The sequence below is a fragment of the Streptomyces sp. NPDC006296 genome, assembly GCF_040613235.1.
In the GTDB taxonomy this organism is placed as follows: domain Bacteria; phylum Actinomycetota; class Actinomycetes; order Streptomycetales; family Streptomycetaceae; genus Streptomyces.
Genome location: NZ_JBEXRT010000022.1, coordinates 20,091 through 45,916 on the forward strand (window position 1 = coordinate 20,091; position 25,826 = coordinate 45,916).

The following is a 25,826-nucleotide window of genomic DNA, read 5'->3' on the forward strand; positions in this document are numbered from 1 at the left end:
TCCAGAATCGGAACTATCCGATTCGCTCATATGTCCTTTCCTGGTGCAAGGTGGACGAGTTGTCGAGCAGGGACAGATCATGGTTCAGAAGCCGCAGAGTGATGCGGAACATAAGGAAAGGCGCATAGATCTGAGCCTGCCCCAGGTCGCGGGCAGCGCCGTGGCCGCGGTGGCGGCGGCGGTGATGGCCTCCCAGCTCGGCGTGTACGGCACGATCGTCGGCGCGGGCGTGATGAGCGTGGTGGCCACCTGCGGGGGTTCCGTCTTCCAGCACTTCTTCCGCCGCACCGGCGAGCAGATCCGCGAAGTCACCGTCCAGGTGAAGCATCCGGCGGGCCGTCAGGTGACCGTGCGCACCAGGGAGACCCGGCCCGCGCCCCCGATGCCGCAGGACGACGCCACGCGGCTGCTCGGCACGGTGGGACCGCGCACCGGCACGGACCGCGACCGCACGGCGGCGCTCGGCGCGGCGGCGCTCGGCGCGGCGGGACGGGACGCCGCCGGCCGCGCCGACCGTACGACGGTGCCGGGCGCGGCGGGACCGGACACCGGCACGGACGCCGACCGCACCAGGCTGCTGCGGCAGCTCCGGCCGGGCGGGGCGGCTCCCGGCGCGGCCCGTGCGGGAGGACCGGGCCCGGGCGGCCCGCACGCGGACGGCAGCTACTCCGAGGCCCGCACGCACGGCACCCGTGTCCGCGGCTGGAAGCGGTCGGCCCTCGCGGCGACCGGTGTCTTCGTCCTGTCCATGGCCGGCATCACCGTGTACGAGGCCGTCGCCGGCCACGACCTCGGGGGCGAGGGCCGCACGACCATCGGGTCGGTCGTCGGCGGCGGAGGGAACGGCGGGGGGACGACCGCGCCCTCGGACGGCAACGGCCGGCAGGACGCCCCGGCCCAGGAGAAGAGCGGGGGCGACGGGTCCGTCCCGGACGGCGGCGGCACGACGGCCCCCGGGACCGGCGGCAGCGCGCGCCCCGAGCCCTCCGGCGACGGCTCGGCCGACAGCCCCGCCCCCACCCCCTCGGCGTCGTCCGGCGGGACCACGGCGCCGGAGACCGCGAGCCCGACCGCACCGGCCCCGGACGCCACCACTCCGGCCGCGCCGGACCCGGCCGGGACCGGCGCGGCCGCGGACCGGCAGGGCGGGAGCGGCACGGACCCGGCCCCGTGACCCGGCCCCGTCCGACGCCCGGCGCTCACTCCCCGAGCACCCGCCGCAGGTAGTCGTTGGCGAAGAGCCGGTCCGGGTCGAGGCGGTCGCGCAGAGCGGTGAACTCGCCGAACCGGGGATAGACCGCGGCCAGCCGGGCGGAGTCCCGGGTGTGGATCTTGCCCCAGTGCGGGCGGCCGGCGTAACCGGTCATGATCCGCTCGACGGCCGTGAAGTACGCCCGGTACGGCGTCCCCCGGTACAGGTGCACCGCGACGTACGCACTGTCCCGGCCCGAGGCCGTGGAGAGCGCGATGTCGTCCGCCGGAGCCGTGCGGACCTCCACGGGGAAGCCGACCCGCAGCGGTGAGCGCTCCACCATGGCCTTGAGGTCGCGCAGGGCGTCCACCGCCGCCTCGCGCGGGACGGCGTACTCCATCTCGACGAAGCGCACCCGCCGCGGGCTGGTGAAGACCTTGTACGGGATGTCGGTGTACGTACGGGCCGACAGGGCGCGGCTGGAGATCCGGGCCAGGGAGGGGATCGCCGCCGGGACCGCCCGGCCGACCGAACAGGCGACCTGGAAGATCCCGTTGGAGAGGAGTTCGTCCTCGATCCAGCCGCTGACCCGCCCGGCGGGCGCTGCGGGGCCCGCGCAGCGGTTGTTGCGCTTGGTGTTGCAGTTTCCGGTGTGCGGGAACCAGTAGAACTCGAAGTGTTCGTTCTCCGCGACCAGCTGATCGAAATCGGATGTGACCCGGTCGAAGGTCATCGGCTCCTCGCGGGCGGTCAGGAAGAAGACCGGCTCCACGGCGAAGGTGACCGCGGTGACCACGCCCAGTGCGCCGAGCCCGACGCGGGCCGCCGCGAAGACGTCCGGATGCGTGTCGGCGGAGCAGTGCAGCACCGTGCCGTCCGCGGTCACCAGCTCCAGCGCCCGGATCTGCGCGGATATCGACGCCGAGTCGCGTCCGGTGCCGTGGGTGCCCGTGGACGTCGCCCCGGCGACCGTCTGCTCCATGATGTCGCCCATGTTGGTGAGGGAGAGCCCCTCACGGGCGAGCGCGGCGTTGAGGCGCTTCAGGGTCGTCCCGGCCCCGGCCGTCACGGTCATCGCCGTGCGGTCGACGGCGCGGATCCCGGCGAGCAGGTCCGTGCGGACGAGGACCCCGTCGGTGGCGGCGGCCGCCGTGAACGAGTGGCCCGTGCCGACGGGCTTCACCCGCAGCCCGTCCCCGGAGGCCCTGCGGAGCACCCCGGCGAGCTCGTCGACGGTGGCGGGGGACGCCACCCGTGCGGGCCTGGCCGTGACGTTGCCCGCCCAGTTACGCCACGTGCTCGCCGTCCGTGCGTAGGTGTCGGTCATCTTCCCCGAGCCCTCCCGTAGGCGCCGGCTCGCCGAGCCGGCGGTACCCCAGGAGCGCCACCGCGGCCGCGAGCACCCCCGCCGCGACGGGCACCGCGTACCCCGCACCGGCGCCGGAGGCGTCGACCACCCAGCCCGCGGCGGAGGAACCGAGCGCCACTCCGACGGCGAGTCCGGTACTGGTCCAGGTCATGCCCTCCGTCAGCCGGGTGCGCGGTACGTGCTGTTCGACGAGGGCCATCGTGGTGACCATCGTCGGTGCGATGGCGAGGCCCGCGACAAAGAGCGCCACGGCCAGGAACGGCAGGCTCCCGGCCAGTTGGAGGGGGATCATACTCACGGCCATCGCGCACACCCCCACCAGCCACCGGGTGGACGGCTTCCCCCGCAGGTGCAGCAGGCCGAAGACCGCCCCGGCGAGGCAGGAGCCGAGGGCGTAGACCGCGAGGACCAGACTGGCCGCCGCCTTGTGTCCGCGCTCCTCGGCGAACGCGACTGTCACCACGTCCACCGCGCCGAAGATCGCTCCGGTCGCGACGAAGGCCAGCACCAGCACCTGGAGCCCCGGCGAGCGGAGCGCCGCACCGCCGGTGTGCCGTTCCGCCGGGTGCGGCCCGGGTTCGGTCCCGCGCTGCGCCGTCAGCCAGAACACCCCCGCCACCAGGAACCCGCCGGCCAGCAGGGGGCCCGCCTCGGGGAACCACGCGGTGGACAGGCCGATGGAGACGATCGGGCCGAAGATGAAGCACACCTCGTCGACGATCGACTCCCACGCGTACGCGGTGTGCAGCTGCCGGCCGGACCCCCGGTAGATCTCGGCCCAGCGGGCCCTGACCATCGAGCCCACGCTCGGGACACACCCGGCCCCCGCGGCGAAGACGAACAGCGTCCAGTCCGGGAACCGCTGCTGGGCGCAGACCAGCAGCCCCGCCACCGAGGCGGCGGCGAACAGGGTGACCGGGCGCAGGACGCGGCGCTGCCCGTGCCGGTCGACCAGCCGGGACACCTGGGGCCCCACCACCGCCGCCGCCATGGCGAGCGTCGCGGAGAGCGCGCCGGCCAGCCCGTAGCGACCGGTGAGCTGGGAGATCATCGTCACCACGCCGATCCCCATCATGGACAGCGGCATCCGCCCGAGGAGTCCGGCCGTCGAGAACGCCAGGGTTCCGGGAGCGGCGAAGAGGGCGCGGTAGGGGCTGGGCAAGGGGTGGCTCCGGTGGGACCTGTCAGGTGTGCGGACGGCTGACACAGCTTACGGGCGGCCGGTGGCCGGCCGGTACCGGCCCATGGCGGGTGCCGGGCCGCCGGCGGCGGGTGGCAGGATCAGGGCCATGTCCGATCTGCCTGATCCCGCTCCCTACGACGCCCTTCTCCTGCTGTCCTTCGGCGGTCCCGAAGGCCCTGACGACGTGGTCCCGTTCCTCGCGAACGTGACCCGGGGCCGGGGCATCCCCGAAGAACGGCTCAAGGAGGTCGGCAAGCACTACTTCCTCTTCGGCGGCGTGAGCCCGATCAACGCCCAGAACCGGGAGCTCCTGGGCGCGCTGCGCAAGGACTTCGCGGACCACGGCCTCGAACTCCCCGTCCACTGGGGCAACCGGAACTGGGCCCCGTACCTCACCGACGCCCTCCGCGAGATGGTCACGGACGGACACCGCCGGATCGCCGTCCTCGCGACCAGCGCCTACGCCTCGTACTCCGGCTGCCGCCAGTACCGCGAGAACCTTGCGGAGTCGCTGTCCGTGCTGGAGGCGGAAGGCCTCCCGGTGCCCCGGGTGGACAAGCTGCGGCACTACTTCAACCACCCCGGCTTCGTCCGGCCCATGGTGGACGGCGTCCTCGCGTCGCTGGCCGACCTCCCCGAGGAGGTCAGGGCGGGGGCGCACCTCGCGTTCACCACGCACTCCATCCCGACGGCCGCAGCCGACACCTCCGGGCCGGAACCGACGCACGGCGACGGCGGCTCCTACGTGGCCGAGCACCTGGAGGTCGCCCGTCTGATCACCGAGGCGGTGCGCGAGGAGACCGGCGTCGACCACCCGTGGCGGCTCGTCTACCAGTCGCGCAGCGGCGCCCCGCACATCCCGTGGCTGGAGCCCGACATCTGCGACCACCTGGAGGCGCTGCACGGCGACGGCGTGCCGGCGGTGGTGATGGCCCCCATCGGCTTCGTCTCGGACCACATGGAGGTGCTGTACGACCTCGACACGGAGGCCGCCGCCAAGGCCGCCGAGCTCGGACTGCCGGTGCGCCGTTCGCCCACGGTGGGAGCGGACCCCCGGTTCGCCGCCGCCGTCCGCGAGCTGCTGCTGGAGCGCGCCGCCGCCGAGCAGGGCCGCCCCGTCACGCCGTGCGCACTCGGCACGCTCGGCGCCTCGCACGACGTCTGCCCGGTCGGCTGCTGCCCGGCCAGGGTCCCCAAGCCGGCGGCGGCCGGTGCCGACAGCGCCCGCTGACACCGCCCTTCCCCTTCCCGCCGCCCGGGCGCGGACGCGCGCGTCCCGGGCCCGCGACACCACCTCTGGAGCGTTGTGACCGACCCCCTCCTGTCCGAACTGCTCGACCTCGCCCTGGAGGCTGGCCGCAGGGCCGGTGCGCTGCTGCGCGACGGCCGGCCCGCCGACCTCGGGGTCGCCGCGACGAAGTCCAGCCCCATCGACGTCGTCACCGAGATGGACATCCGGGCGGAGAAGCTGATCACCGGCTACCTCTCCGAGCACCGCCCCGCCGACGGCTTCCTCGGCGAGGAGGGCGCCAGCGCCGAGGGCAGCAGCGGGATCCGGTGGGTCATCGACCCGCTCGACGGCACCGTGAACTACCTCTACGGCCTGCCGACCTGGTCGGTCTCCATCGCCGCAGAGCGCGACGGCGAGCGGGTCGTCGGCGTGGTCGAGGCGCCGATGCGCGGGGAGACGTTCCACGCGGTCCTCGGCCGCGGGGCCCACGCCAACGGTGAGGCCCTGCGCTGCCGCCCCACGGCCCCCCTCGAACAGGCTCTGGTGTCGACCGGCTTCAACTACGTCACCGAGGTGCGCACCCATCAGGCCGAGGTGGCCCGGCAGCTGATCCCCCGGCTGCGCGACATCCGGCGCGGCGGATCCGCGGCCATCGAGCTCTGCGACCTCGCGGCGGGCCGCCTCGACGGCTACTACGAGCGCGGACTCCACCCCTGGGACGTGGCGGCCGGCGACCTCATCGCCCGTGAGGCCGGCGCGCTCACCGGAGGCCGCCCCGGCCTCCCCGCGGACGGGGACCTCACCGTGGCGGCGACCCCGGGCGTCTTCGAGCCGCTTCAGGCGCTCCTGGAGGAGCTGGGTGCCTGGCACGACTGACCCGGCCGCCCCCTGAGCCGGCCGGAGCGCCCACCGACGCACGAAGAGGGCCCCGGGAACCATGACGGCTCCCGGGGCCCTCCCGCAGCGGCTCAGACGCTGGTGGCGCCGATTTCCACGCCGTGCTCGGCGGCGAGTCGACGCAGGTCGTCGAGCTCTCCCTGTTCGACGTCGGCGAGGAAGTCGTCGCCCGTCTCGCGCGCCTTCGTGAGGTCGGACTCGGTGGTCTTGATGCGTTGCAGGAGACCTGCGGTGAAAGCGTCCATGAAGCGCCCCCTCGTCGTGGGTCGGTGGCACGGGGGTGTGCCCGGTGGTCCCCCGGACACCGGGCCGGGGTACGGGTGATCACGCAGTCCCTCTGGATGCAGGACGGGCTGTGGTACGCCCCGTACAGGGCGTGATCGCGGGTGTGACAGCGTCTTCCCCGCCCCTGTCCCGCCAGAAACCTCAACTGACCCGGGAACCGGATGTATTCCCCGGGGCCACGGTCCGTTCGACGCCGTCTTACCGCCGGTTTATGCGCGTTACGGGCAGGATGGACGCGCACAGTCGGTGCCGCTGACGTGCAGCGAGCGGCCGGATCGGGGGCCCCTCGCCGTTTTTTCGTGATCTAGGGAAGGACTGCGCCGTGCGCGTACTCGTCGTCGAGGACGAGCAGCTGCTCGCCGATGCGGTGGCCACCGGACTCCGCCGGGAGGCCATGGCCGTCGACGTCGTCTACGACGGAGCGGCGGCCCTCGAACGTGTCGGGGTCAACGACTACGACATCGTCGTGCTGGACCGGGACCTCCCGCTGGTGCACGGCGACGACGTCTGCCGCAGGATCGTCGAGCTGGGCATGCCCACCCGCATCCTCATGCTCACCGCCTCCGGCGACGTCAGCGACCGGGTCGAGGGACTGGAGCTCGGCGCGGACGACTACCTGCCCAAGCCCTTCGCCTTCAGTGAGCTGACCGCACGGGTGCGTGCCCTGGGGCGCCGCACCACGGTCGCGCTGCCCCCGGTCCTGGAGCGGGCCGGCATCAAGCTCGACCCCAACCGCCGCGAGGTCTTCCGGGACGAGCAGGAGATCCAGCTCGCCCCGAAGGAGTTCGCCGTCCTGGAGGTCCTGATGCGCAGCGAGGGCGCGGTCGTCTCCGCCGAGCAGCTGCTGGAGAAGGCCTGGGACGAGAACACCGACCCCTTCACCAACGTGGTGCGGGTGACCGTCATGACGCTGCGGCGCAAGCTCGGCGAACCCCCCGTCATCGTCACCGTCCCCGGCTCCGGATACCGGATCTGAGGGCGTGATGGCAGCCTCCCCGGCGCCCGTGAAGGCACCCCCGAAGCCGACCTGGGAACCCAAGCCCCAGGAGTCCCCGTACCCCTGGCTGCGCCCGACCATCCGGATACGGCTCACGCTGCTGTACGGCGGCATGTTCCTGATCGCCGGCATCCTGCTGCTGTCGATCATCTACATGCTGGCCGCCCAGGCGCTGCACGACGCCGGCGGGCTGGAGTTCCAGGTCAAGGGCACGAACGTGCAGATCTCCAGCGACATGTGCCCGCAGCTGGGCTCCGCGCTCAACAACACCCAGCTCAACGAGACGATCAAGGACTGCACCGCCGCGCAGCGCCAGCACGCCCTCGACAGCCTGCTGAACAGGGCGCTGCTCGCGCTCGTGGGGCTCAGCATCATCGCCTTCGCCTTCGGCTACGCCATGGCCGGGCGGGTGCTCTCCCCCCTGGGCCGCATCACCCGTACCGCCCGCAGGGTGGCCGGCACGGACCTCAGCCGCAGGATCGAGCTGGACGGCCCGGACGACGAGCTGAAGGAGCTCGCGGACACCTTCGACGAGATGCTCGACCGGCTGGAGCGGGCCTTCACGGCCCAGCAGCGGTTCGTCGGCAACGCCTCGCACGAGCTCCGCACGCCCCTCGCGATCAACCGCACCCTGCTGGAGGTGCACCTCTCCGATCCCGAGGCCCCGCCGGAGCTCCACCAGCTGGGCAAGACGCTCCTGGCGACGAACGAGCGCAGCGAGCAGCTCGTGGAGGGGCTGCTCCTGCTGGCACGGAGCGACAACCAGATCGTGGAGCGGAAGCCGGTGGACCTCGCCGAGGTCGCGGACCGGGCCATCGACCAGGCCAGGTCGGAGGCGGCCGAGAGGGGCGTCCGGATCCTGGGGGAGCGCGCTCCCGCGGTCGTCCAGGGCAACGGGGTCCTCCTGGAGCGCATCGCGCTCAACCTGGTGCAGAACGCCGTGCGCTACAACGTGGCGGAGGACGGCTGGGTGGAGGTCACCACCGAGCTCCAGCACGGGCAGGCCCTGCTGGTCGTCTCGAACACGGGGCCGGTGGTGCCCGCGTACGAGATCGACAACCTCTTCGAGCCGTTCAGGCGGCTGCGGACGGAGCGCACGGGGAGCGACAAGGGCGTCGGACTCGGCCTGTCGATCGCCCGGTCCGTCGCGCGGGCGCACGGAGGCCGTATCATCGCGGAGCCTCGTGAGGGCGGTGGTCTCGTGATGCGCGTCACCCTGCCGGTCTGAGAGGCTTCGCGGTGTGAGGCCGCAATGGATCGCTCTGTTCGCTTTGGGCGGAATTTTAGAACTCTGTTTCCGTTCTGTCCCTGTGTGATCGATCACAGCAGCGGTTTTCGCTCTCTACTCTCCGTGATCACATCTCTGCCCGAAAGCCGGGAAACGTCCGGGTTTTCAGGGGGCGATATCACGGGAAGTACACGGGGTGGCGCCCGTGAACAGCAACGATCGGACCGTGTACGGTCCCCATCGCCACCCAAGCTGATCGCTCACGAGGGATCCGGTTGGGTGTCGATTGAGTAACAGACCTTGATGTGAGGCAAAATCTCCGCCTCAGGTCGGGCACAAGTCCGGCCTCTCACGCGTTACGTGCGCTGAGACACCGCAGACACCCATGAGGGGGAGAGCGACATGGCAACGGATTACGACACCCCACGCAAGACCGACGACGACGTCGATCAGGACAGCCTGGAGGAGCTCAAGGCACGCCGGAGCGACAAGACGGCGTCCGCCGTCGACGTCGACGAGTTCGACGCGGCCGAAGGACTGGAGCTGCCCGGCGCGGACCTGTCCAACGAAGAGCTCGCCGTGCGGGTCCTGCCCAAGCAGGCCGACGAGTTCACCTGCATGAGCTGCTTCCTCGTGCACCACCGCAGCCAGCTGGCGCGCGAGAAGAACGGCCAGCCCATCTGCCGCGACTGCGACTGAGGCCGGCCGGCCGTGGCAGGCGACACCCCGTTCCGGAAGCGGCGCTTGCGGCGCACGAAGTCGTCGGAGGCACATCAGGGCGGCGCGGACCCGGCCCGGGGCGAGAACCCCGCAGCCGAGCACCGGACCGCCCTGCCCGCCTCTCCCGGCAGCACACCTGACGACGAGCGGGGCCTCCCGGCCTCGCTCGAAGCGGTACCCACCGATCCGCCCCCCGGGCCGGAGAAGGGCTCAGGACGCCTGGACGCACTGAGACGAGGCGTCACCAGGAGCAGAGACGGCGCCGTGGCCGTCCTGGGCATGATGGCCGACCGGATCATCGACCTCGCCCCGCGCGTCCCCGTGCGGGATCTCCGCACCCTGCGCGGGCAGTTCCCCGGACTCGGCCCCGAAGAGCTCGCCGACAAGCTCGTCGCGGGCGCCTGCAACTCCACGGCCACCGTCGGCGCGGGCATCGGCGCCGCGGCGATGATGCCGGTCCCGCCGGCCCTGCTCGCCGGGCTGGCCACCGAGATCACCACCGTGGCCGCCATCGAGCTGAAGCTCGTCGCCGAGCTCCACGAGGTCTACGGCCTGCGTCCCCCGGGCAACCTCGGCCAGCGCAGCACCGCGTACCTCACGTCCTGGACGGAGGAGCGCGGCATCGACGTCACCCGCCCCACCACGCTCAACGCGGCCCTGGGCGGACAGATGAAGCGCGAGCTGCGCCAGCAGATCATGAAGCGCACCGCGCGCGACCTGCCCAACCTCATCCCGTTCATGATCGGTGCCGTCGTCGGCGCCGTGATGAACCGGCGGGACACCGCGAAGCTCGCCGACCGGGTCAGAGGCGACCTGCGGCGCCAGGGGATCCCCTGGGACCGCCTCCCCGAGCTCCCGCCGCTGGAACAGCCGGTGAGACCCGCCGCAGAGCTCCCCGAAGGGCTGGACGGGCCCGGCCGCTGACCTCGCCGCGTCAGGCGCGCACCGGCGCCAGAGCCGCCACCAGGGCCTGCGGCTCCCGGGTGGAGAGGTAGACGTACGGCGTCGGGTCCTGCGGATCGGCGACCACGACCCGCACCGCCGTCGGGACGTAGCTGCGCAGCAGCATGAAGGCGCGCGGGTCCGCCTTGTACGAGCGCCAGGCGCGGGCCTCCTCCCCGTCCAGCACCTCGGCCTCGCCGAGCGCCTCCAGCGGGATGCGCGCGTCCCCCGCGACGAGCGCGCCCGCCACCACGCGGATGCGGGCCGATCCGTACGAGCTGACCGCCACGCACGCCGCGGCCGTACCGGCCACCAGGCCGCCGAGCATGGGCAGGGCGCCGAGCGGCAGGAACACCAGCGCGCACGCGACGCCGATCCCGAAGGCGATGAGCCACCACGACCGGGGCGCGGTGAGACGTTCGTCGAAGGGGGGTGCGGAAGGCTGCATGGAAGCAAGCTTGGCACGGCGCGCCCCGCGGTCGGCCGCGCGGGTAAGGTCTGCGGCTGTGAGTGGAACATCTGCACGTCTGACACCCCCGCCCGACGCGGTGGAGCCCGTCCGCCATCCTGACGCCCCCGCCCCCGGTGAGGAGCTCGGCTCCCACTACGAACACTGTTTCGGCTGCGGCGGCGGACAACCGCACGGGCTGCACCTCCGGGCGACCGCCGGAGAGGGTGTGAGCGTCACCGCCGAGTTCACCGTGAAGGCCGCCCACCAGGGGGCCCCGGGACTGGCGCACGGCGGTGTCCTGGCCACGGCGATGGACGAGACGCTCGGCGCGCTGAGCTGGCTGCTGCGGGTCATCGCGGTGACCGGACGGCTGGAGACCGACTACGTCCTGCCGGTGCCGGTGGACACGGTGCTGTTCCTGGAGGCCGAGGTCACCGCGGTCCACGGCAGGAAGATCTACTGCCGGGCCACGGGGCGGACCGGCGGACCCGAGGGGCCCGTCGCGGTCCGCGCGGAAGCCCTCTTCGTCGAGGTCAAGGTCGACCACTTCATCGACAACGGCCGGCCGGAGGAGATCCGGGCCGCCATGTCCGACCCGGACCAGATCAGGCGCGCCCGCGCCTTCGAGGTGAACCCCTGATGCGCCCTCCCGTCGACGTCCTGATCCGCCGGGTCGACCCGGACGTGCCGCTCCCCGCCTACGGGCACCCCGGCGACGCCGGTGCGGACCTGGTCACCACCGAGGCCGCGGAACTCGCCCCGGGTGAACGGGCGGTACTCCCCACCGGGGTGTCGATCGCGCTGCCCGACGGCTACGCCGCCTTCGTGCACCCCCGCTCCGGCCTCGCGGCCCGCTGCGGAGTGGCCCTCGTGAACGCCCCGGGGACGGTCGATGCCGGGTACCGTGGAGAGATCAAGGTCATCGTGGTCAATCTCGACCCACGCGAGACCGTGAGATTCGAACGGTTCGACCGGATTGCCCAACTGGTCGTCCAGCAGGTCGAGAAGGTGCGCTTCCACGAGGTGACGGAGCTCCCCGGCTCGGCACGGGCCGAGGGGGGCTTCGGATCCACCGGCGGTCACGCCGCGGTGGACGGTGTCACGGGCGGTCACACCCAGGGTGGGAACAGCTACGCTTCGGTCGTATCCGACCGGGAAGGACGTTGACGTGTTCGGACGTCGCAAGAACAGTGGTTCCGCCGAGGACACGGTGGACGAAGCGCGCGAGGCCGAGCAGGTCGCCGACGAGCTCGACGGCACCGGGGCCGAGAACGGCTCGCGCCGCACGAACCTCCCGCCGGCCCCCCGCCCCGACGGGCCGTGGGACATCTCCGAGGTCTCGCAGCCCGGTGAGGGCCGCGTGGACCTGGGCGGCATCTTCGTGCCCGGGGTCGAGGGCATGGAGCTCCGGGTGGAGGTCGCCGGTGACGCGATCGTCGCGGCCACCGTCGTGCTGCGCGACAGCGCGGTCCAGCTGCAGGCCTTCGCCGCTCCCAAGAAGGAGGGCATCTGGGGCGAGGTGCGCGAGGAGATCGCCTCGGGCATCACCCAGCAGGGCGGAGTCATCGACGAGGTCGAGGGCCCGCTGGGCTGGGAACTGCGCGCCCAGGTCCCCGTACAGCTCCCGGACGGCAAGAACGGCGTCCAGCTGGTGCGCTTCATCGGCGTCGACGGACCGCGCTGGTTCCTGCGCGGAGTGATCTCCGGCCAGGGCGCCGTGCAGCCGGAGGCCGCCGGGCTGCTGGAGACGATCTTCCGGGACACCGTCGTCGTCCGGGGCGACGGCCCGATGGCACCGCGTGACCCGATCGTCCTCAAGCTCCCCAACGACGCCCAGATGGTGCCCGAGGGCGTCCAGCAGGAGGACCAGGAGAACTCGAAGTTCTCCGGCGGCATGGGCCAGCTGCAGCGCGGGCCCGAGACCACCGAGGTGCGCTGACCGCGCACCCCTGCTCCGTCCGGCCGGTGGGCCGCACCCCTCGCCGGGGTGCGGCCCACCGGCCTCTTCCGTTGCCTCACCGGGTGTCCCGCGCCCATACTGGCGCCTGCCGCGGGAGCGGCCCGCACGCACGCGTACACACGGGGGAGAGCGATGACAGCGAGCACCGACGGCCGGAGCGCCGCGGCAGCCCCTGCCGGGAGACCGGCCGGCGACCCCATGGTCCGTGTCGAGGACGTGCACCGCTCGTACGGCACCGGCGCCGCGGCCGTGCACGCCCTGCGGGGGGTCTCCTTCGAGATCCCGGCCGGTGCGCTCGTGGCGCTCAAGGGCCGCTCGGGCTCGGGCAAGACCACCCTGCTCAACCTCGTCGGCGGCCTCGACGCACCGGACGCCGGCCGCATCACCGTCGGCGGCACCGGCCTCTCCGGCCTCGACGAGGACGGGCTGCTGGAGCTGCGCCGGGACCGGATCGGCTTCATCTTCCAGTCCTTCGGCCTGATCCCGATCCTGACCGCGGCGGAGAACGTCGGGGTGCCCATGCGCCTGCGGAAGGCCGACCCCCGGGAGCGCGAGGAGCGCGTGGCCCTGCTGCTCTCCCTGGTCGGCCTCGGCGACCACGCCCGGCAGCGCCCGGGCGAGCTGTCCGGCGGCCAGCAGCAGCGCGTCGCCATCGCCCGCGCGCTCGCCAACCGCCCCGCCCTCCTCATCGCCGACGAGCCCACCGGGCAGCTCGACGCGGAGACGGGCCTCGCGGTCATGCAGCTGCTGCGGGCCGTCGTCCGCAGCGAGGGCGTCACCCTCCTCGTCGCCACCCACGACCCCCAGCTGCTGGGCTTCGCCGACCGGGTGCTCGAACTCGCCGACGGGCGCATCATCGACCACGGATGACTGCGGACGGCCACCGGTGACCACGGATGACCGCGGCCGGGACCGTGGACCCCGGCGTCCCGGCGGCCCGCACGGCGGTCCCCGGCCCGCTCGCCGCCGCCCCGCCGGCGCGCGGCGGCTCCGCCCGCCCGCATCAGAATCCCGTCAAGACGGTCCCCACGTCCGGCCCTGACCCCATATGCCGGATTTCTTCGGGGTAGCTTCGAGAGCGGCTCCCGTATCGGCGGCGGCCGGTTCAGAGAAGACAATGGGGCCATGGCACGCGGCAAGCTTCGGATCTACCTGGGTGCGGCGCCCGGCGTCGGCAAGACGCACGCGATGCTGTCCGAGGCCCACCGGCGGGTGGAGCGCGGCACGGACTGCGTCGTCGCGTTCGTGGAGCACCACGGCCGGCCCCGCACCGAGGTGCTGCTGCACGGCCTGGAGCAGATCCGCCGCCGCGACATCGAGCACCGCTCGGCCGTCTTCTCGGAGATGGACGTCGACGCGGTCCTGGAACGGGCGCCCGCCGTGGCGCTCGTCGACGAGCTCGCCCACACCAACGTGCCCGGCTCCCGCAACGCCAAGCGCTGGCAGGACGTCGAGGAACTCCTCAAGGCCGGCATAGACGTGGTCTCCACCGTCAACATCCAGCACCTGGAGTCCCTCGGCGACGTGGTGGAGTCGATCACCGGCGTACGCCAGCAGGAGACCATCCCCGACGAGGTCGCCCGGCGCGCCGACCAGATCGAACTCGTCGACATGTCGCCCCAGGCGCTGCGGCGCCGGATGGCCCACGGCAACATCTACCAGTCCGACAAGGTCGACGCGGCCCTGTCGAACTACTTCCGCCCCGGCAACCTCACCGCCCTGCGCGAGCTGGCGCTCCTCTGGGTCGCCGACCGGGTCGACGAATACCTCCAGCAGTACCGCGGCGAGCACGACATCAGCGCGCCCTGGCAGGCGCGCGAGCGCATCGTCGTGGGACTGACCGGCGGTCCCGAGGGCCGCACGCTCATCCGCCGTGCCTCCCGGATGGCCGCCAAGGGGTCCGGCAGCGAGATCCTCGCGGTGTACATCGCCCGCAGCGACGGACTGACCTCCGCCTCGCCCAAGGAGCTCGCCGTCCAGCGGACCCTCGTCGAGGACCTCGGAGGCACCTTCCACCACGTCATCGGCGACGACATACCCTCCGCGCTCCTCGCGTTCGCCCGGGGCGTCAACGCCACCCAGATCGTCCTCGGCTCCAGCCGCCGCAAGACCTGGCAGTACGTCTACGGGCCCGGGGTGGGCGCCACCGTCGCCCGCGAGTCCGGCCCCGACCTCGACGTGCACATCGTCACGCACGAGGAGGTCGCCAAGGGGCGCGGGCTGCCCATCGCCCGCGGGGCCCGGCTCAGCCGCACCCGGATCATCTCGGGCTGGCTGGCCGGCGTCGGCGGGCCGGCCCTCCTGACGCTGCTCCTGCAGGGCATGGAGAACGGGCCGGGGCTCGCCAACGACGTCCTGCTCTTCCTCTTCATGACCGTCGCCGCCGCCCTGCTCGGCGGGCTGGCGCCCGCGCTCGCCTCGGCCGCCGCGGGCTCGCTGCTCCTGAACTACTGGTTCACGCCGCCCACCCACACCCTGACCGTCCAGGACCCGGAGAACTTCGTCGCCATCGTGATCTTCTTCGCGGTGGCGGTCGCGGTCGCCTCGGTGGTCGACCTGGCGGCCCGCCGCACCCACCAGGCGGCCCGGCTGCGCGCCGAGTCCGAGATCCTCTCCACCCTGGCCGGGAGCGTCCTGCGGGGCGAGACGGCGCTGGACGCCCTGCTGGACCGGGTCCGCGAGACCTTCGGCATGGAGTCCGTCGCCCTCCTGGAGCGGCAGAGCGACGTCGAGCCCTGGACCTGCGCCGGAGCCGTCGGCCCCGCCCCGGTGGCCCGGCCCGACGACGCGGACGTGGACATGCCGGTCGGCGACCACATGGCACTGGCGCTGTCCGGCCGCGTACTGCCCGCCGAGGACCGCCGGGTCCTCGGCGCCTTCGCCGCGCAGGCCGCCGTGGTGCTCGACCGGCAGCGCCTGGTCGGGGAGGCGGAGGCGGCCAGAAGGCTCGCCGAGGGCAACCGGATCAGGACCGCGCTGCTGGCCGCCGTCAGCCACGACCTGCGCACCCCCCTGGCCGCCATCAAGGCCGCCGTGAGCTCCCTGCGGTCCGACGACGTCGCCTGGTCCGACGCGGACGAGGCGGAGCTCCTCGCGGCCATCGAGGACGGCGCCGACCGCCTGGACCACCTGGTCGGCAACCTGCTCGACATGTCGCGCCTGCAGACCGGCACGGTCACCCCGCTGATCCGCGAGCTCGACCTCGACGAGGTCGTCCCGATGGCCCTCGGGGGAGTGCCGGAGGGCAGCGTCGACCTGGACATCCCCGAGACGCTGCCCATGGTGGCCGTCGATCCGGGGCTGCTGGAGCGGGCCGTCGCCAACATCGTCGAGAACGCCGTCAAGTACAGCCCCGGCCAGGCACGCGTCACGGTCGCCGCCAGCGCCCTGGGGGAGCGGGTCGAGCTGCGGGTGGCCGACCGCGGACGCGGAGTCCCCGACGAGGCCAAGGAACGCATATTCGAACCCTTCCAGCGCTACGGCGACGCACCGCGCGGCGCCGGCGTCGGCCTGGGCCTCGCGGTCGCCCGCGGCTTCGTGGAGTCCATGGGCGGCACGCTGGACGCCGAGGACACCCCCGGTGGCGGCCTCACCATGGTCCTCACCCTGACCGCCGCGCCGGGGCAGGTGCGGGCCGGTCCCGTACCGCCCGTCCGCAGCATCGGCTCATGAGGACCCCGGCACGCTCCGCGCGTCCTCCGGGGCACGCCCCCGCCCCGTACCCCCACTTCCGAAAGGCAGGTCCGCGATGACCAGGGTGCTCGTGGTCGACGACGAGCCGCAGATCGTGCGCGCCCTCGTGATCAACCTCAAGGCGCGCAGGTACGAGGTGGACGCGGCACCGGACGGGGCGACGGCCCTGCAGCTCGCGGCGGCGCGCCACCCCGACGTCGTCGTCCTCGACCTCGGTCTGCCGGACATGGACGGCGTCGAGGTGATCCGGGGACTGCGCGGCTGGACCCGGGTGCCGATCCTCGTCCTCTCGGCCCGGCACACCTCCGACGAGAAGGTCGAGGCCCTGGACGCCGGGGCCGACGACTACGTCACCAAGCCGTTCGGCATGGACGAGCTGCTGGCCCGGCTGCGCGCCGCCGTCCGCCGTGCGGAACCCGTGGGCCAGGACGGCGGCGACGACCTGGTGATCGTCGAGACCGAGGGCTTCACCGTCGACCTGGCGGCGAAGAAGGTCCACCGCCAGGGCCGCGACGTGCGGCTCACGCCCACCGAGTGGCACCTGCTGGAGGTCCTCGTGCGGAACGCGGGGCGGCTGGTCAGCCAGAAGCAGCTGCTCCAGGAGGTCTGGGGCCCGTCCTACGGCACCGAGACCAACTACCTGCGCGTCTACATGGCCCAGCTGCGCCGCAAGCTGGAGGCGGACCCCTCGCACCCGGTCCACTTCGTCACCGAACCCGGCATGGGCTACCGCTTCGAACGCGGACGGTCCGTTCCGGAGTGATCGCGGGTCACTCGTTCGAGTGGCATCCGTCCCGGCCCGCCCGTACCACACGGGACCGGTACCCTTCGGGTATGAGCGCCGTACCCCGATTCGAGAAGCCCGGCAGGCCGGACAGGCCGTCCGGCCGGTTCCGCCGCATGCTCGACCGGCTGGCCAGCTCCCAGCAGGACCTCGAGTCCGAGGAGCTCCAGGAGGACACGCACGCCTCGGGCTGCACGCGCATCTCCGAATGCTCAGACCGCCAGATCGTCAAGGTCACTGGTACCTTGCGGACCGTCACCCTGCGTCCGCGGGCCGGAGTGCCCGCCCTGGAGGCGGAGCTCTTCGACGGCACCGCGCCGCTCGACGTGGTCTGGCTGGGCCGGCGTTCGATCGTCGGCATCGAGCCGGGGCGCAAGCTCATCGCGTCGGGTCGCGTGGCCATGAGCCACGGGCGCCGGGTGCTGTTCAACCCCAAATACGAACTCCGACCGCTCGGCAAGGAGTAGCCGGTGACGTCTCTCGACAAGCCGACGTCCGACACGGACCAGCACCACCGCACCGACCAGCAGGACGCCGACGCGAAGGCCGTCACGGAGGCCGCGCTCTTCGAGGCGTTCGGAGGTGTCCGCGGCATGGTGGAGACAGTCCTGCCCGGGCTGCTCTTCGTCACCGTCTTCACCATCAACAAGAACCTGATGGCCTCGGCCGTCGCGGCCCTGGCCGTCTCGCTGGCCCTCGTCGTCGTACGGCTGATCCGCAAGGACACCGTCAAGCACGCCTTCAGCGGTGTCTTCGGCGTCGCGTTCGGTGTGCTCTTCGCGAAGATGACGGGCAACGCCAAGGCCTTCTACCTGCCGGGCATGCTCTACACGCTCGGGCTGGCCCTCGCCTACCTCGTCACGACCCTCGCGGGCGTGCCGCTGATCGGACTGATCCTCGGCCCGGTCTTCAAGGAGAACCTGTCCTGGCGCACCAGGAACCCCGGCCGCAAGAAGGCGTACGCCAAGGCCAGCTACGCCTGGGGCCTGATCCTCCTCGCCAAGTGCGCCATCCTCTTCCCTCTGTACTGGTGGGCGGACACCGCACAGCTGGGCTGGGTCCTGGTCGCGCTCAAGATCCCGCCCTTCCTGCTGGCGGTCTACCTGACCTGGGTCTTCCTCGCCAAGGCGCCGCCGCCGATCGACGTCTTCGCCGAGATGGAGGCGGAGGAACAGGCCGAGAAGGCCCGCAAGGCCGCCGCCGACACCCCGGCCGCGGAGGCCCGCCGGGACTCCGGCCTCCAGCTCTGACGCACTGCGGCCGGTGGGCCGGGGCTCCGGTCCCGGCCCACCGGCCGCCCGCACGACGGGGCGGCACTCCCCGGACGGGCGACCCGTGTGACGCGTGGGGCCCCGGACCTGTCCAACGGTCCGGGGCCCCACGCGTCGTCCTGTCCCGCTCAGTCCCCGGCGGGCTCGCGGCGGACGGACAGCAGGTCCTCCAGCTGCTCCTCGCGCGCCTGCGCGGCCACGAACAGCAGCTCGTCGCCTGCCTCCAGCGTCTCCTCGGGACTCGGCGTCAGCACCCGGGTACCGCGGATGATCGTGACCAGGGAGGTGTCCTCCGGCCAGGCCACGTCGCTCACCCGGATCCCGGCCAGCGCCGACTCCGGCGGCAGCGTCAGCTCGACCAGGTTGGCGTCACCGTGGCTGAAGCGCAGCAGCCGGACCAGGTCGCCGACGCTCACCGCCTCCTCGACCAGCGCGGACATCAGACGCGGGGTGGACACCGCGACGTCGACGCCCCAGGACTCGTTGAACAGCCACTCGTTCTTCGGGTTGTTCACCCGCGCCACGACCCTCGGGACCCCGTACTCGGTCTTCGCGAGCAGCGAGACGACCAGGTTGACCTTGTCGTCGCCCGTCGAGGCGATCACGACGTTGCACCGCTGGAGCGCCGCCTCGTCGAGCGAGGTGATCTCGCAGGCGTCCGCGAGCAGCCACTCGGCCATCGGGACCCGCTCCACCGAGATGGCGGTGGGCGCCTTGTCGATCAGCAGGACCTCGTGACCGTTCTCCAGGAGCTCGGCCGCGATGGAACGCCCCACCGCACCGGCCCCCGCAATCGCGACGCGCATCAGTGACCGCCCTCCTCGGGACCCTCGGCGAAGGCCTCCTCGACCTTCGCGATCTCGTCCGTACGCATCATCACGTGAACGAGGTCGCCCTCCTGCAGAACCGTCTGGGACGTGGGCAGGATGGCCTCGCCCAACCGGGTGAGGAAGGCGACGCGGACCCCCGTCTCCTCCTGCAACGTGCTGATCTTGTGCCCGATCCAGGACGGCGTGGTGTGCACCTCGGCCAGCTGCACACCACCGCTCGGGTCGCGCCACAGCGGCTCGGCCCCGGACGGCAGCAGCCGCCGCAGCATCTGGTCCGCCGTCCACCGGACGGTCGCGACGGTGGGGATGCCGAGACGCTGGTAGACCTCGGCGCGCTTCGGGTCGTAGATGCGCGCCGCGACGTTCTCGATGCCGAACATCTCGCGGGCCACCCGGGCGGCGATGATGTTGGAGTTGTCGCCGCTGCTGACCGCCGCGAACGCGCCGGCCTCCTCGATCCCCGCCTCACGCAGGGTGTCCTGGTCGAAGCCGACCCCGCTGACCCGACGGCCGCCGAAACCGGAACCGAGCCGGCGGAACGCCGTGGGGTCCTGATCGATCACCGCGACCGTGTGCCCCTGCTGCTCCAGGGTCTGGGCGAGGGCGGCACCCACGCGCCCGCAGCCCATGATGACGATGTGCACCTCGCGCCTACCTCGCCGTCCTGGTCGTCCGGATGACCTGCGTAAACACCCTGCTCACACTTCTCTCTCCGCTTGCGGGGCAGACAACGGGGCAACCGCCTCGCGCGTTGCCCGTGGACGAGCTTATGCGGCGCCGTCCCCACCGCCTCATCCGAGTGTGCGCAACCCGCGGCCAGAACGGCAAAAGGGACGCCCCGCACCCCCGGTGCGGAGCCCCCAGCCCCGGGGCCACCACCGGACGCGGGCCGGGGGCTCGGACATGCGGGACGGGCGGCGCGGCGGTGCACCGGGCGCCTCAGCCGCCCCCCGACCCTCCCGTACCGCAAGGATTTCGTTAAGGATTCCATGGACTTTTGCGGTGGAGGCGGGGGATTATGAAGGTTTTCCGGGCGCCGAGGGGGTGGTGCCTCGGCGGCGTGTCCCGGCAGCGCTTACGATCCTCACCGTGTCCAAACTGACCGACGTGCCCAAAAGGATCCTGATCGGCCGGGCGCTGCGCAGCGACAAGCTGGGGGAGACGCTCCTCCCCAAGCGCATCGCGCTCCCCGTCTTCGCATCCGACCCCCTGTCCTCCGTTGCGTACGCACCCGGAGAAGTCCTCCTCGTGCTGTCCATCGCGGGCGTGTCGGCGTACCACTTCAGCCCCTGGATCGCGGTCGCGGTCGTGGTCCTGATGTTCACCGTCGTCGCCTCGTACCGGCAGAACGTCCGCGCCTACCCGAGCGGCGGCGGCGACTACGAGGTCGCCACCACCAACCTCGGCCCGAAGGCCGGACTGACCGTCGCGAGCGCCCTCCTCGTCGACTACGTCCTCACCGTGGCCGTGTCGATCTCCTCGGGCGTGGAGAACCTCGGATCCGCGATCCCCTTCGTCGTCGAGCACAAGACCTCCTGCGCCATCGGGGCCATCGTCCTGCTGACCCTGATGAACCTCCGCGGCGTCAAGGAGTCCGGCAAGCTCTTCGCCATCCCGACGTACCTGTTCGTGGCCGGCGTCTTCGCGATGATCCTCTGGGGGGCGTTCCGGGGACTCGCCCTCGGGGACACCATGCACGCCCCCACCTCGGACTACCAGATCAAGCCCGAGCACCAGGGACTCGCGGGCTTCGCCCTCGTCTTCCTGCTGCTGCGCGCCTTCTCCTCCGGCTGCGCGGCGCTCACCGGCGTCGAGGCGATCAGCAACGGCGTCCCCGCCTTCCGCAAGCCGAAGAGCAAGAACGCCGCGACCACGCTCGCCGCGATGGGCCTGCTCGCCGTCACGATGTTCTGCGGCATCATCGGCCTCGCCATGGCCACCGACGTGAAGATGGCCGAGAACCCGGCGAAGGACCTGATCCACAACGGCTCCCCGGTCGGCGCCGGCTTCACCCAGGACCCGGTGATCTCCCAGGTCGCCGCAGCCGTCTTCGGCGACGGCACGTTCTTCTTCGTCTTCCTCGCGGCGGCCACCGCCCTGGTGCTCTTCCTCGCCGCGAACACCGCCTACAACGGCTTCCCGCTCCTCGGCTCGATCCTCGCCCAGGACCGCTACCTGCCGCGCCAGCTGCACACCCGCGGCGACCGGCTGGCCTTCTCCAACGGCATCGTGCTCCTCGCCGGAGCCGCCATCCTGCTCGTCTGGATCTACGGAGCCGACTCCACCCGGCTCATCCAGCTCTACATCGTCGGTGTCTTCGTCTCCTTCACGCTCAGCCAGACCGGCATGGTGCGGCACTGGAACCGCCACCTCCGCACCGAGAGGGACCCCGCGGCACGCAGGCACATGGTCCGCTCCCGGGCGATCAACACCTTCGGCGCGTTCTTCACCGGCCTGGTCCTGGTCGTCGTGCTGGCCACCAAGTTCACCCACGGCGCCTGGGTCGCACTGCTCGGCATGGTCATCTTCTTCGGCACGATGACCGCGATCCGCAGGCACTACGACCGGGTCGCGGAGGAGATCGCCGCCCCGGAGACCCGCCCCGACGAGGGCATGCGCCCCTCGCGCGTCCACTCGATCGTCCTGGTCTCCAAGCTCCACCGGCCCACGCTGCGCGCCCTCGCGTACGCCAAGCTGGTGCGCTCCGACCAGCTGGAGGCGCTGTCGATCAGCGTCGACCAGGCGGAGACGAAGGCGCTCCGGGAGGACTGGGAGCGGCGCGGCATCGACATCCCGCTGAAGATCCTCGACTCGCCCTACCGCGAGGTGACCCGGCCGGTCATCGACTACGTGAAGAGCCTTCGCAAGGACCGGCCGCGCGACGTGGTCAGCGTCTACATCCCGGAGTACGTCGTCGGCCACTGGTACGAGCACCTGCTGCACAACCAGAGCGCCCTCAGGCTGAAGGGCCGGCTGCTGTTCACACCGGGCGTGATGGTCACCTCGGTGCCCTACCAGCTGGAGTCCTCCGAGGCCGCGAAGGTGCGCGCCCGCAGGCGCGCGGACTGGACCGCGCCGGGATCGGTGCGCCGGGGCCCCGTGGAACGGCGGCAGAGCAGGGAACCCGGCCCGAAGGGCTGACACCGCGCTCCGCCCGAGGTGAACGGCCGGCCTCCGCCCACGTAGACTGGTGGGCTGTTGTCGGCCGTTTCCCGTATTCCGTTCCGGCTTCCTCCCTCATCTCCTCTCTCATCCCGATCTCTGGAGCCACCCCCTCATGCAGAACGCATCCACGTCGTCGCAGGCCGGGGAGTCGCTGATCGGCCAGGAGTACGAGGTCGAGGTCGGCCCCGTCGCCCACGGCGGCCACTGCATCGCCCGTACGTCCGAGGGCCAGGTGCTCTTCGTGCGCCACACCCTCCCCGGCGAGAAGGTCGTCGCACGGGTCACCGAGGGCGAGACCGGCGCACGCTTCCTGCGCGCCGACGCGGTCACGGTCATCGAGGCGTCCAAGGACCGGGTCGAGGCCCCCTGCCCGTACGCCGGCCCCGGCAAGTGCGGCGGCTGCGACTGGCAGCACGCCAAGCCGGGTGCCCAGCGCCGCCTCAAGGGCGAGGTGATCGCCGAGCAGCTCCAGCGCCTCGCGGGCCTCACCCCCGAGGAGGCCGGCTGGGACGGCACGGTCATGCCGGCCGAGGGCGACAAGCTCCCGCCGGGCCAGGTCCCCGCCTGGCGCACCCGCGTCCAGTACGCGGTCGACGCGGACGGCCTGGTCGGACTGCGCAAGCACCGCTCCCACGAGGTGCAGCCGGTCGACCACTGCATGATCGCGGCCCCGGGCGTCTCCGAGCTCGGCGTCGAGAAGCAGGACTGGCCCCAGATGGCGACCGTGGAGGCCATCGCGGCCACCGGCTCCCACGACCGCCAGGTCATCCTCACCCCGCGAGAGGGCGGCAGGCTCCCGCTGGTCGAGCTGGACAAGCCCGTCTCCGTGATGCGCGTCGACGAGAAGGACGGCGGCGTCCACCGGGTGCACGGCCGCGCCTTCGTGCGCGAGCGGGCCGACGACCGCACGTACCGCGTCGGCTCGGGCGGCTTCTGGCAGGTGCACCCGCAGGCGGCGGACACCCTGGTCCGGGCGGTCATGCAGGGCCTGCTGCCCCGTAAGAACGACACGGCGCTCGACCTGTACTGCGGTGTCGGCCTGTTCGCGGGCGCCATCGGCCAGCGGATCGGCGAGAAGGGCGCGGTGCTCGGCATCGAGTCCGGCAAGCGCGCGGTCGAGGACGCCCGTCACAACCTGAAGGACCTGGACCGGGTCCGCATCGAGCACGGCAAGGTCGACCAGGTCCTGCCGCGCACGGGCATCACCGAGTGCGACCTGATCGTCCTCGACCCGCCGCGCGCGGGCGCCGGCAAGGCCACGGTCAAGCAACTGGTCGCGCTGGGGGCGCGCCGCATCGCGTACGTGGCGTGCGACCCGGCGGCGCTGGCCCGGGACATCGCCTACTTCCGGGACGGGGGGTACCGGGTGCGGACGCTGCGGGCGTTCGACCTGTTCCCGATGACCCATCATGTGGAGTGCGTGGCGATTCTGGAGCCTGCAGAGAAGGGCGCCTGACCTGCGGTTTCGTGGTCCATGATCTCGAGTGGCCGGAACCGCCTCGCGCGCGGATGCCGGCCTTCTATCACGGCTGTATGGCGATGAGACTCCGACTCCCCGATGACCTTGGCGCCAAGCCCGCCGAGCATGCTCGCCGGGAGGGCCCCGGCAAGCAGGAGCTTGTGATCGAGGCCATTCGTGATTCCCAGGACCTGGTCGGGCTGAAGGCCGATGACGTTCTGGCCGAGCTGATGGACAGCGATGCGGAGATCTTGGACTACCTGAAGTGACCGAGGTCCGCTGCATCAGATCGACGAGATTCTCGCTATCGCCCGTAAGGTCGAAGAAAGGTCAGCCGCCTGCTCGGGCACCGACGGTGTGGAGCCTCGCAAGTGCTGGCCCGGGCCCGGCCCAGGGGTGGGGCCCGCGCCCTGCGTAATGGTCCACTTTCGTGCTGTGGAGCGCCCGTCCCTCGTCGTCCAGCCGGTTCAGGCGCTGGACAGTGTCGCCGCCAGCGACTGGAACCAGGCGCCGTGGGAGAACGGTTCCGGCGGGCCCACCTCCATGCCGAGTTCGGCGGCAGCCAGGGCGTAGTCCCCCTCGTCCAGGGGGAGAGCGAGCAACTCGTGGAGTTCACCCACGAGACGGGCGGCCAGCTGCGGGTTGGTGGCGTCGGCGTAGTCGGCGACGGCGTCGTCGTGGCCGGGGAACTCGTCGACGATGTCCTGGGAGAACCAGCCGCCCAGCAGTTGCGCGGTCTCCGGGAAACGCGCGTGCCACTCCCAATGGGTCTGCGGGGACGACGGCTCCGGGACGTCGCCCTCCTCGATGCTTCTCTTCAGGTGGTCGGCCAGCACCATCAGCCAGTCGCCGATGTCCGCCTGGGGCTTTCCGGTGTCCGGGATCGAATAGAACTCGCCCAGCTCCTGTCGGATGCGGCCGGGTGGATTGCGGCTGTACTCGCGCAGCTGGCGCTCCGCCTCTGCGACGGCCGAAGGGCGGGTGTGCCAGGTATGACGGAGATACGCGTCCAGGGCACGGCTGCGCCGCTCCGGGGTGTCATCGGCCGGCTGTCCCAGATACGCGCGCATCACCTGGTCCAGCTCGCCGTACCGCCGGTCGTGTTCGAGGGGTTTCATGGACATGTGCGTGTGGCCCCTACAGGTAGAACGGGACGGTCGTGTGGACGACGAAGCCCAGCGGACTCGACGGCTCGCGGCGCAATACCACGCGCGCCGCGCGGACATCGACCGGCCCGCGCCCGGCCAGCAGGTCGCCCTCCAGCTGAACCCGGCCCACGGGCTCCTCTCGGGACGGCCAGGCGGCCTCGACGGTGAGGCGGGCCCGGGTGTTCTGTGCGAGCCAGCGGTGAATGGCCTGCTCGTTGGCGGTCACCACCTGCTGGGTGGCCCACTGGGCGGTCTCCCGGTCGGGATAGGAAGCGGAACGGGTCAGCACGGGGGCATCCTCTCAAATCGCCTGCTCAGGAGCTACGCGTTGCCGTAAGGTGTGACGATCGTGCGCGCCATCGCCGGCGGTTCGTCCGGGAACTCGGTCGAAGTATCGGCCGGTGTCCCGGAACGCGTCAGCCCGGCCGTCGGACCGTGTCTGTGCGTGATTTCAGTTCGCGTTGAACGACCAGAAGACTCCGACCTCGTCCGCGCTCACGGCGATCAGCCCGAGATCCATCACATAGTCGGTGAAGGCCCTGCCGCCGGCGAGGTCATCGGCGAGGAAGTCCGGCGAGGCGGAGGTCCTGGCCAAGTCGGAGGAGGTACGAAAGGCGGCGTCGGCACCGAACCGACTGAGCAGCATCCGGGCGTCGGCCAGCACCTCGTCCCGGTCTGGGCGTGTCCGGACGGGGTGTCCCTCGAAGAACCACTCCTGACTCAACGAAGCGAGTAGCTCAGCGGCGGCAGCGGCCGGGACCGGATACGTCCACGCGTGCACCTGCTCGGCAGTGAGCGGCAGAAACGGAAAGGAAGGGCGCACGTTCTCACGTCCCTCCTTGTCGATCTGCCACTCCAGCGTTCGCCAGCCTCGCGGGTCGGTGACCGACCGGTCCATGAGGGCGAGGACGTCCCGCGCCCAGTCCTCGTCCCGCCGGGGCCCCGTGCCCGCGAAGGTGTACACGTCGTCGAGGAGCCGTTCCAGCGTGGCGTCCCAGACAGTGCTGTCGATAGGCGGCAT

General features: G+C 72.0%; 27 protein-coding genes. 18 read left to right on the forward strand and 9 right to left on the reverse strand.

Going from position 1 to position 25,826, the window contains the following annotated elements:
* Positions 1-79 precede the first annotated feature (79 nt).
* Complete coding sequence (locus ABZ172_RS17355) at positions 80-1,174, forward strand: hypothetical protein (protein WP_356884583.1); 1,095 nt, start codon at positions 80-82, stop codon at positions 1,172-1,174.
* Between the two features lie 25 nt (positions 1,175-1,199).
* On the opposite strand, the gene ABZ172_RS17360 is transcribed toward ABZ172_RS17355, so the two are convergent.
* Together ABZ172_RS17360 and ABZ172_RS17365 are read right to left on the reverse strand one after the other, a co-directional pair.
* The gene (locus tag ABZ172_RS17360) at positions 1,200-2,519 is read right to left on the reverse strand and encodes a D-arabinono-1,4-lactone oxidase (RefSeq protein WP_356884584.1); all 1,320 of its coding nucleotides are present in this window, start codon (positions 2,517-2,519) and stop codon (positions 1,200-1,202) included.
* Positions 2,479-3,723, reverse strand: a complete 1,245-nt coding sequence (locus ABZ172_RS17365) for an MFS transporter (protein ID WP_356884585.1) — start codon at positions 3,721-3,723, stop codon at positions 2,479-2,481. Before ABZ172_RS17365 ends, ABZ172_RS17360 begins: the two co-directional genes overlap by 41 nt.
* A 127-nt stretch (positions 3,724-3,850) precedes the next feature.
* On the opposite strand from ABZ172_RS17365, the gene ABZ172_RS17370 reads away from it, so the two are divergent.
* On the forward strand, positions 3,851-4,975 hold the full coding sequence (locus ABZ172_RS17370) for a ferrochelatase (RefSeq protein ID WP_356884586.1): 1,125 nt from the start codon (positions 3,851-3,853) through the stop codon (positions 4,973-4,975).
* Positions 4,976-5,050: 75 nt separating this feature from the next.
* A complete protein-coding gene (locus tag ABZ172_RS17375) occupies positions 5,051-5,851 on the forward strand; it encodes an inositol monophosphatase family protein (RefSeq protein WP_356884587.1) in 801 nt (266 codons plus the stop codon).
* A 92-nt stretch (positions 5,852-5,943) separates the two neighbouring features.
* Here the strand turns inward: ABZ172_RS17375 and ABZ172_RS17380 are convergent, their stop codons facing one another.
* Positions 5,944-6,117 (reverse strand): hypothetical protein, encoded by a 174-nt coding sequence (locus ABZ172_RS17380; RefSeq protein ID WP_356884588.1) that lies wholly within the window; start codon positions 6,115-6,117, stop codon positions 5,944-5,946.
* 362 nt (positions 6,118-6,479) lie between these two features.
* On the opposite strand from ABZ172_RS17380, the gene ABZ172_RS17385 reads away from it, so the two are divergent.
* From ABZ172_RS17385 to ABZ172_RS17400, 4 genes are all read left to right on the forward strand, one after another.
* Complete coding sequence (locus ABZ172_RS17385; RefSeq protein WP_356884589.1) at positions 6,480-7,133, forward strand: response regulator transcription factor; 654 nt, start codon at positions 6,480-6,482, stop codon at positions 7,131-7,133.
* A 7-nt stretch (positions 7,134-7,140) separates the two neighbouring features.
* Positions 7,141-8,382, forward strand: coding sequence for an ATP-binding protein (locus tag ABZ172_RS17390; protein WP_356884590.1), 1,242 nt, complete (start codon positions 7,141-7,143; stop codon positions 8,380-8,382).
* Between the two features lie 402 nt (positions 8,383-8,784).
* On the forward strand, positions 8,785-9,081 hold the full coding sequence (locus tag ABZ172_RS17395) for a DUF4193 domain-containing protein (RefSeq protein WP_003965732.1): 297 nt from the start codon (positions 8,785-8,787) through the stop codon (positions 9,079-9,081).
* 12 nt (positions 9,082-9,093) lie between these two features.
* Entirely contained in the window at positions 9,094-10,026 is a 933-nt protein-coding gene (locus tag ABZ172_RS17400) for a hypothetical protein (RefSeq protein WP_356884591.1), read from the forward strand.
* A 10-nt stretch (positions 10,027-10,036) separates the two neighbouring features.
* Here the strand turns inward: ABZ172_RS17400 and ABZ172_RS17405 are convergent, their stop codons facing one another.
* A complete protein-coding gene (locus ABZ172_RS17405; RefSeq protein WP_356884592.1) occupies positions 10,037-10,492 on the reverse strand; it encodes a DUF3093 domain-containing protein in 456 nt (151 codons plus the stop codon).
* 58 nt (positions 10,493-10,550) lie between these two features.
* On the opposite strand from ABZ172_RS17405, the gene ABZ172_RS17410 reads away from it, so the two are divergent.
* The 8 genes from ABZ172_RS17410 to ABZ172_RS17445 all read left to right on the forward strand — a co-directional run bounded on the left by ABZ172_RS17410 (position 10,551) and on the right by ABZ172_RS17445 (position 18,182).
* Positions 10,551-11,135 (forward strand): PaaI family thioesterase, encoded by a 585-nt coding sequence (locus tag ABZ172_RS17410; RefSeq protein ID WP_356884593.1) that lies wholly within the window; start codon positions 10,551-10,553, stop codon positions 11,133-11,135.
* Positions 11,135-11,662 carry a dUTP diphosphatase gene (dut, locus tag ABZ172_RS17415; RefSeq protein ID WP_356884594.1) on the forward strand — a complete coding sequence of 176 codons (528 nt, stop codon included), beginning with the start codon at positions 11,135-11,137 and terminating at the stop codon, positions 11,660-11,662. The genes ABZ172_RS17410 and dut overlap by 1 nt, the downstream gene beginning before the upstream one ends.
* A 1-nt stretch (position 11,663) precedes the next feature.
* A complete protein-coding gene (locus ABZ172_RS17420; protein ID WP_356884595.1) occupies positions 11,664-12,434 on the forward strand; it encodes a DUF3710 domain-containing protein in 771 nt (256 codons plus the stop codon).
* Between the two features lie 153 nt (positions 12,435-12,587).
* Complete coding sequence (locus ABZ172_RS17425; RefSeq protein ID WP_356884596.1) at positions 12,588-13,325, forward strand: ABC transporter ATP-binding protein; 738 nt, start codon at positions 12,588-12,590, stop codon at positions 13,323-13,325.
* A gap of 255 nt (positions 13,326-13,580) precedes the next feature.
* Positions 13,581-16,127: a sensor histidine kinase KdpD gene (locus ABZ172_RS17430; protein ID WP_356884597.1), complete on the forward strand. Its 2,547-nt coding sequence runs from the start codon at positions 13,581-13,583 to the stop codon at positions 16,125-16,127.
* Positions 16,128-16,203: 76 nt separating this feature from the next.
* Entirely contained in the window at positions 16,204-16,911 is a 708-nt protein-coding gene (locus ABZ172_RS17435) for a response regulator (protein WP_356884598.1), read from the forward strand.
* 71 nt (positions 16,912-16,982) lie between these two features.
* Positions 16,983-17,399 (forward strand): OB-fold nucleic acid binding domain-containing protein, encoded by a 417-nt coding sequence (locus ABZ172_RS17440; RefSeq protein ID WP_356884599.1) that lies wholly within the window; start codon positions 16,983-16,985, stop codon positions 17,397-17,399.
* A 3-nt stretch (positions 17,400-17,402) separates the two neighbouring features.
* Complete coding sequence (locus tag ABZ172_RS17445) at positions 17,403-18,182, forward strand: DUF3159 domain-containing protein (RefSeq protein WP_356884600.1); 780 nt, start codon at positions 17,403-17,405, stop codon at positions 18,180-18,182.
* A 149-nt stretch (positions 18,183-18,331) separates the two neighbouring features.
* Here the strand turns inward: ABZ172_RS17445 and ABZ172_RS17450 are convergent, their stop codons facing one another.
* Together ABZ172_RS17450 and ABZ172_RS17455 are read right to left on the reverse strand one after the other, a co-directional pair.
* Entirely contained in the window at positions 18,332-19,009 is a 678-nt protein-coding gene (locus ABZ172_RS17450; RefSeq protein ID WP_356884601.1) for a TrkA family potassium uptake protein, read from the reverse strand.
* A complete protein-coding gene (locus tag ABZ172_RS17455; RefSeq protein WP_205021562.1) occupies positions 19,009-19,677 on the reverse strand; it encodes a TrkA family potassium uptake protein in 669 nt (222 codons plus the stop codon). Before ABZ172_RS17455 ends, ABZ172_RS17450 begins: the two co-directional genes overlap by 1 nt.
* A gap of 445 nt (positions 19,678-20,122) precedes the next feature.
* On the opposite strand from ABZ172_RS17455, the gene ABZ172_RS17460 reads away from it, so the two are divergent.
* The 3 genes from ABZ172_RS17460 (at position 20,123) to ABZ172_RS17470 (ending at position 23,926) form a co-directional block, all read left to right on the forward strand.
* Entirely contained in the window at positions 20,123-22,174 is a 2,052-nt protein-coding gene (locus tag ABZ172_RS17460) for an APC family permease (protein ID WP_356884602.1), read from the forward strand.
* Positions 22,175-22,310: 136 nt separating this feature from the next.
* A complete protein-coding gene (locus tag ABZ172_RS17465) occupies positions 22,311-23,654 on the forward strand; it encodes a class I SAM-dependent RNA methyltransferase (RefSeq protein ID WP_356884603.1) in 1,344 nt (447 codons plus the stop codon).
* 77 nt (positions 23,655-23,731) lie between these two features.
* Positions 23,732-23,926, forward strand: coding sequence for a hypothetical protein (locus ABZ172_RS17470; protein ID WP_356884604.1), 195 nt, complete (start codon positions 23,732-23,734; stop codon positions 23,924-23,926).
* 198 nt (positions 23,927-24,124) lie between these two features.
* On the opposite strand, the gene ABZ172_RS17475 is transcribed toward ABZ172_RS17470, so the two are convergent.
* The 3 genes from ABZ172_RS17475 to ABZ172_RS17485 form a co-directional block, all read right to left on the reverse strand.
* Positions 24,125-24,781, reverse strand: a complete 657-nt coding sequence (locus ABZ172_RS17475; protein ID WP_356884605.1) for a contact-dependent growth inhibition system immunity protein — start codon at positions 24,779-24,781, stop codon at positions 24,125-24,127.
* A gap of 13 nt (positions 24,782-24,794) precedes the next feature.
* On the reverse strand, positions 24,795-25,094 hold the full coding sequence (locus tag ABZ172_RS17480) for an RNase A-like domain-containing protein (RefSeq protein ID WP_356884606.1): 300 nt from the start codon (positions 25,092-25,094) through the stop codon (positions 24,795-24,797).
* A 162-nt stretch (positions 25,095-25,256) separates the two neighbouring features.
* On the reverse strand, positions 25,257-25,826 hold the full coding sequence (locus ABZ172_RS17485) for a hypothetical protein (protein ID WP_356884607.1): 570 nt from the start codon (positions 25,824-25,826) through the stop codon (positions 25,257-25,259).